8 protein-coding genes and 1 pseudogene are annotated in these 5,879 nt (G+C 31.1%); 4 read left to right on the top strand and 5 right to left on the bottom strand.

Annotated elements, in window-relative coordinates:
* Positions 1-238: hypothetical protein (locus G601_RS26245; protein ID WP_026665701.1), on the top strand; the 238-nt coding region annotated here is incomplete at its 5' end.
* A 241-nt stretch (positions 239-479) separates the two neighbouring features.
* Positions 480-1,217, top strand: coding sequence for a WYL domain-containing protein (locus G601_RS23290; RefSeq protein WP_051205848.1), 738 nt, complete (start codon positions 480-482; stop codon positions 1,215-1,217).
* A 124-nt stretch (positions 1,218-1,341) separates the two neighbouring features.
* Here G601_RS23290 and G601_RS0113660 read toward each other — a convergent pair whose 3' ends face one another.
* The 4 genes from G601_RS0113660 to G601_RS0113645 all read right to left on the bottom strand — a co-directional run bounded on the left by G601_RS0113660 (position 1,342) and on the right by G601_RS0113645 (position 3,832).
* Entirely contained in the window at positions 1,342-1,731 is a 390-nt protein-coding gene (locus tag G601_RS0113660) for a hypothetical protein (RefSeq protein WP_026665700.1), read from the bottom strand.
* A gap of 10 nt (positions 1,732-1,741) precedes the next feature.
* Entirely contained in the window at positions 1,742-2,167 is a 426-nt protein-coding gene (locus G601_RS0113655; protein ID WP_026665699.1) for a hypothetical protein, read from the bottom strand.
* 139 nt (positions 2,168-2,306) lie between these two features.
* Positions 2,307-2,987: a recombinase family protein gene (locus G601_RS0113650; RefSeq protein WP_026665698.1), complete on the bottom strand. Its 681-nt coding sequence runs from the start codon at positions 2,985-2,987 to the stop codon at positions 2,307-2,309.
* A gap of 173 nt (positions 2,988-3,160) precedes the next feature.
* On the bottom strand, positions 3,161-3,832 hold the full coding sequence (locus tag G601_RS0113645; RefSeq protein ID WP_026665697.1) for a hypothetical protein: 672 nt from the start codon (positions 3,830-3,832) through the stop codon (positions 3,161-3,163).
* A gap of 150 nt (positions 3,833-3,982) precedes the next feature.
* Between G601_RS0113645 and G601_RS0113640 the strand changes: the two genes are divergently transcribed.
* A complete protein-coding gene (locus G601_RS0113640) occupies positions 3,983-4,210 on the top strand; it encodes a helix-turn-helix domain-containing protein (RefSeq protein WP_026665696.1) in 228 nt (75 codons plus the stop codon).
* Here G601_RS0113640 and G601_RS0113635 read toward each other — a convergent pair.
* Positions 4,207-5,430: a tyrosine-type recombinase/integrase gene (locus G601_RS0113635; protein WP_026665695.1), complete on the bottom strand. Its 1,224-nt coding sequence runs from the start codon at positions 5,428-5,430 to the stop codon at positions 4,207-4,209. The two genes, G601_RS0113640 and G601_RS0113635, sit on opposite strands and share 4 nt — an antisense overlap.
* Positions 5,431-5,526: 96 nt before the next feature.
* On the opposite strand from G601_RS0113635, the pseudogene G601_RS25805 reads away from it, so the two are divergent.
* Positions 5,527-5,667, top strand: a pseudogene (locus G601_RS25805) (NADH peroxidase); the annotation flags it as partial.
* Positions 5,668-5,879: the final 212 nt, after the last annotated feature.

Here is a 5,879-nt window from a genome sequence, read left to right as displayed (position 1 = left end):
TATTGCCGAGTTGGATACCCGTATTGGAGAAGGTGTCTTGGAATGGATACAAGTTTCATCCGATTATCGAAAACTGGGATTAGGTAAATACATAGTATGCGAATTGCTGATAAGACTGGAAAATAAGGCGGATTTTGTCACTGTGTCAGGACGTGTGGCTAATAAAAGTAATCCTTATGCATTATACAAATCCTGCGGATTTGTTAATCCGGTTATTTGGCATGTAGTAACAACATAAAAAGGGGATTAACCACCATTGGCTATTTTGAATCGATGATTATTGGTCAAAATAGTCCGATGCTGAATGGTCAAAGTCCCCCGACGCTAACAAGACAAAGGGAATATATGCGGATAGGCGTACAATATATGCTGCTATATCTATATTAAATACTTATGGGTTTGAAATTAAAGGGGTACAAGAGAAAGGAAATTATAAATATCATCATCCGCAAGGAAAATTTGATAAGAATGAATTAAAGATGCTAATAGATGCGGTCTCCGCTTCCAAATTCCTTACAGAGAAAAAATCAAAGGAAATTATAGGAAAAATAAAATTATTAGGCAGTAAGTTTGATTCTGAAGATTTGAATAGGCAAATTGTTCTTGGTAAAAGAATAAAAACAATGAATGATAAAGTCCTACAAAATCTTGATACTATTTATTCTGCTATTTCAAATAATAAAGCTATAAGTTTTCAATATGTAAAATGGAATTATCAGAAAAAATTAGTCCTTCTTAGAGAAGGTGCAAAATTCAATGTTAGCCCATTTGCTATAACTCTTTCTGATGATAATTACTATTTAATTGCTTATGATAATAGCTTTTCTAAAGAAATCCGTCATTATAGAATTGATAAGATGCAAAGAATAAGTATTACTACATCAGATAGAGAAGGACAAGAAATATTTAAATCTTTTGATATAGTAGATTATTCTACAAAGAGTTTTAGCATGTTCGGCGGAAATGATGAAATAATATCTCTTAGAGTATCTAATAATCTTGCAGGAGCAATAATAGATAGATTTGGGGAAAATGCCCGTATTAGACCTGATTTTGAAGATAATAATTCATTCATAGCAAGAATAAATGTTAAAGTTAGTGATCAGTTTTATGCTTGGCTATTAGGCTTTGGAACACAAGCAACGATACTATCTCCGTCTAATGTTAAAGACGATTTTGTAAGATATATTGAAGGCGTAATAAATCTGTATAAATGATCATTACTATTTTCCGTCTTTCGTCTCTCGTTTTTCAAAATCAAAAAAATATTTGGAGATTTTTTTGACCACAACAAGATAATTATTTGATTACTATTATAAAAATCCCATAATATAGCGCCCCTTAAGCTATTTTCTTATGAGGGGTGCTATCTACTATCATATCCTTATGATGAGGATACGTGTCCAAAAACCAATTCTTTACACATTGATATAGTTGACCTGAAGAATAACCAAAAGCCTCATAATGATTAATAACATCTTCAAAAACAATAATGTTTTCTCTATCCATTGTTCGAATGAATCTTCTCATATAATCATATGTAAGACCTTTTGAGCTGTTTGAGGAATGGGATCTTCTGTTAGATCTTAAGGCAATTCTCATATTTGGATACTTTTCCATAATATCATGAAGAATCTTTTCTTCTTCTGTTCCAAACTTCATGGACTCATAATAGAATGCTTTTGTTATGATAATTGTGTTTGTGAGTACATCAATACTAATATTATTCATGGGACTCCTTTCATGCTACAGCTGAGACTTCTTCATTATCAGTATCATCAGAGTTATCATCTTTATCGGACTTTTTTAAATTCTCAATCTGATTCAGATACTCTTCTCCATAGTTGTCTAAGAACCATTTCTTTATTATTGGATACTTTCCATCCGCAGCTATTTTTACCTTATTAAACAGTTTCATACCTTCTTCATCATCCTTAAGAAAGTTTTTCATAGCATCCAAATTCAAACCTTTATAGGTTTTTTTCTTTGATGAAGAATCAATGGTTCTTTTCTTGATAGTATAATCAGGACAGCTTGTTCTGATTTTCATGAGTATACTAAATTCTTCAGAATTGATCTGAGCTGCTGCCTTAGCAAATTTGTTTGTTATAAGTACCTCTTTTGCTGCGTGATCGATAAAATAATTAGTTGTTGTTCTCTTTTTCATTTGTTATCTCCTTTTTTTGTGTTATCTCTTTAACTTATGTACTTATTATAAATAATAAGCAGTACATAATTTTGTACTTGGATAATGTTTTTTATAAAAAAAGTAGTAACTTATTTTCATAAATTACTACTTTCAAATATTATTCTTCTTTCAATTCTCTTTTATATTTATAAAAGCTGTTACGACTTATGTCAGCGAGTTTAATTACTTCTTCATCTGTTAAAGATCCTTCAAAATCTTTACTATGCTTTTTTATGATTGCTTTTGCAGCAATAGATTTTTTAGTTGTTAGTTTAGCACCTTTGACTTGTCCTATTTGTTTACCATTTAATCTAGCAGTTTCAATTCCTTCAGATGTTCTTTGATGTAAATCATCAACTTCTTTTTGAGCTTGTTCAAAGGCAATACGGATTTGTTTTATTGCGAGTTTTCTAAAATAATTATTTATGCCTTTAAAAATTTCATCTTCATCTGAGCCTGTTAATTCAATGCGGTCTTGTGTGCTGCTCTTGTAAACAGAAGTGTCAATATAATGCTCCTTAAGAAAAATTAGTTCTACACCACGTTCAAGTAATTCAAAATATATTTTTGTACCTTCTTCTGCATTTCTGCTCATTCTACTAACACTATCAAAAACAATGGTGTCCCCATCTTTTACAACAGAAAAGAGTTTTTTCCATTCAGGACGATCCATTTTAGTGCCTGTGTAGGCTTCTTTTCTTATGATTGCGTTTGGATATGTTGCTAAGATGTTCCTTTCTTGTCTTTCAATGCTTTGAGTTCTTCTTGATATTCTACAATACCCATAAATCTTGCACATAAATGTTATCTCCTTAGTACCATAATTAACGAACGTCTGATTTGATACTATAAATATATCAAAATGCTGCTTCAAAATCAATAGTTTTGGTACAAAAAGATATAACGTTAAATTTGGTACGAAATATAAAAAAATAAGACCGCATAGCAGTCTTATTTCTGATATATGATATGTTACTCAAGATCAAAAGCTAAATTGTTTTTGAATGTTTTGAGATTTGCTCTATATGTTTCTACTTCAGATGAACAATCTTTATAACTTCCTGTAGGGCTCAGAGTATAGTCAAGATAAGATTGTATCTCTGAATGATATTTCTTTAAATCTTCCAAATATGATGCACTTGGTTCAGCACTTTCCGCGTTTTTTATATCTTGCTTTGCATCAGATAGTAGTTCTTTAGTAGTATCTATTATGCCTGCATCTTGATAGCATTGAAGAGCCAATTTCACACATATGGCAGGCTCTTTAAAAGCTTGGGAAGTAAACATTGTTTCATAAGTTGTACCTTTGATGACTTCTTTAAAGGCAGTATCTACTGCACTTGTATCCAATCCAAGATCATTTGAAAAATCATATACGCCACTATAATAGTCCTCCAAAACATAATCATTTCCTTTATCTATAGAGAAATACCATGCAGCTAATACGCTTGACATGATGCGATCAGCGGAGTCTGCAGAGGCATTTAGTACTTCATAGGCTTGCTTTGCACTATCTTCTGCGCTTAAATTGCTATCTTGTGTTTCTTCTGTTGAATTACTTTCTACTGATGCTTTGTTACTTCCACAAGCAGTTAGCATAATTGATAATGCCAAAGTAATTGCAACGAATAATCTTTTCCTCATAAATTTGTTTCCTTTCAATTAAATAAAACTATAAAAAACAACTTGTATATTATATACATAAAAATGACTTGTGTAAATCGCGTAATGTGATTCACACAAGGTTTATTATGCGCAAGACACTCCTTAAAATTAGCCACAAAGGAGTTGTCTATGCTAGATTCATACAAAGAATACTATGAAAAATTTGGATTGAATGTGGTTTATTACAGAAAGAGAAAAAGACTTACCCAACTTCAATTAGCTGAGCTTGTTAATGTTGATAGAAGCCATATAAGTGCTATTGAATTGGGGAAAGTAGGAGTTTCCTTTGATGTAATATTTAAATTATGTGAAGTTCTTGATATTACACCAAAGGAATTATTTGATTTCAGAGATTAAAGAAGCTCAAGATTATTTTTTAGTACTGAAATACCAAGATCAGATATAGCAACATAGTATTTATGAGTAACATTGCTGCTAGAATGCCCCATCTGATTACACAATAAGTATTCAGGGGTGTTTAAAGCTGCTAAATATGTTCCATAAGTGTGTCTTAGGTAATGATATTTAAATTGAATACTAAATTGTTCTTTGATGCATCTTGAATGATACTTCATAGAATTAACTGTTTGTAATTTCCCGTTTGGAAGAGTATTAACTAATTCAAGAGAAGATAGATCACTACCATCAAGATCCTTTATAATAGTTTGATTTTGCTGCCGCTGTTCTTTAAAAATATTAACGTATGTCGCCTGCTGCCTCTTGAGATCAATAAAATAGTTTCTTAATATATCACACATATACACTTTTCTTTTTGCATTTCTCGTCTTTAAAGATACTAATTTTATAAGTCCATCTTGATATTGCATTTGTCTGTCAATTTGAATATAACTTTCAGCAATGTTTATATTATTCCATTTTAAACCAAAGCATTCACTTATCCTAAGACCACAATATCTACCAAGCATATATGCGGTTTCCGCATTCTTTCCCCTAAAATATTTCTCTAATTGTGTTATTTCTTCTTTTGTAAAATAAACAATATCAAGGTCATCATCAATTTTAAGTTTTGGCATATGAATTTTTGTATCTTTATTGACACATAATTTATTGTAATAATCTATATTCATATAGTTTCTAGAATATGCTTGACCAAATACGAGATAAAACATTTTTAAAAATGATTCAACATATGAATATGCTCTTTTTTCTTTATAATATAGTTCTTCAAAATAATCTTGTATTTCAGCAACAGTTATTTCTTCTATATATTTATCTCCAAATTTTTTCTGTAAATGATTTTTCCATAATGAATCCTGCTTTTTTATAGTTGAATACGCTTTTCCACTTCTTCCATTTGTACAATATTCATCATATACTTCAGCAAAAGTCTTTTTAGTGGGTTGTTGTTGAGGCAGCAGGCTGTTTAATTTTTCTTTTTCTATGGCTGCTTTTCTTGCTCGTAGTGCTTGCTTCTGTGTTTTAAAGGGATTTCCTAATTCATCTTTGACTCTTTTTTGAGCTTTGTTTTTACCATTTACTTTAATGATAAAACGATATGCCCAATACCCATTATCTAACTGATATACACCTTTTGCTGTTTGTTCCTTGTTTGACATTGTAATAAACCTCCTAAAAGTTGTTCTAAAGTTGTTCCAACTTCTTAAAGGATCTTCATTTTATTCTTACTATTGTTCCAAAAATTGTTCCTTAAAACAGCAGGTAAGGTAGATCTTGCAAAGCGTGCTAAGGCTCTTGATCTTGATGCAATCCATGACACAGTCCATGAGATGGCTCGTGACGAGGCAAGACATGGCAAGGCATTTAAGGGACTCCTTGACAGATATTTTAAATAAATCGATATTATAAAAATAAGTGAGAGAAACTGTCGCATTAGTTTATAGTGCGGCAGTTTTTTCATGTATATAATAATCGACTTGTGATATAATTATTGACTATGAGGGAGCCTGCCATAGTGCAGAATAGAAAAGTCAGGGGAAATGAAAATGAAAAAAATCTTGGGGAATCTTTTACTCTTTATCACATCACTTATGTGTGTGATAGTCTT

Source organism: Butyrivibrio sp. FC2001, assembly GCF_000424125.1.
Lineage (GTDB): Bacteria > Bacillota > Clostridia > Lachnospirales > Lachnospiraceae > Butyrivibrio.
This window is presented reverse-complemented; position numbering and strand designations above follow the sequence as displayed.

Coding starts and splice junctions, on each gene's coding strand:
- G601_RS23290 (WP_051205848.1), top strand. CDS start 480: ATGCTAATAGATGCGGTCTCCGCTTCCAAATTCCTTACAGAGAAAAAA.
- G601_RS0113660 (WP_026665700.1), bottom strand. CDS start 1,731: ATGAATAATATTAGTATTGATGTACTCACAAACACAATTATCATAACA.
- G601_RS0113655 (WP_026665699.1), bottom strand. CDS start 2,167: ATGAAAAAGAGAACAACAACTAATTATTTTATCGATCACGCAGCAAAA.
- G601_RS0113650 (WP_026665698.1), bottom strand. CDS start 2,987: ATGTGCAAGATTTATGGGTATTGTAGAATATCAAGAAGAACTCAAAGC.
- G601_RS0113645 (WP_026665697.1), bottom strand. CDS start 3,832: ATGAGGAAAAGATTATTCGTTGCAATTACTTTGGCATTATCAATTATG.
- G601_RS0113640 (WP_026665696.1), top strand. CDS start 3,983: ATGCTAGATTCATACAAAGAATACTATGAAAAATTTGGATTGAATGTG.
- G601_RS0113635 (WP_026665695.1), bottom strand. CDS start 5,430: ATGTCAAACAAGGAACAAACAGCAAAAGGTGTATATCAGTTAGATAAT.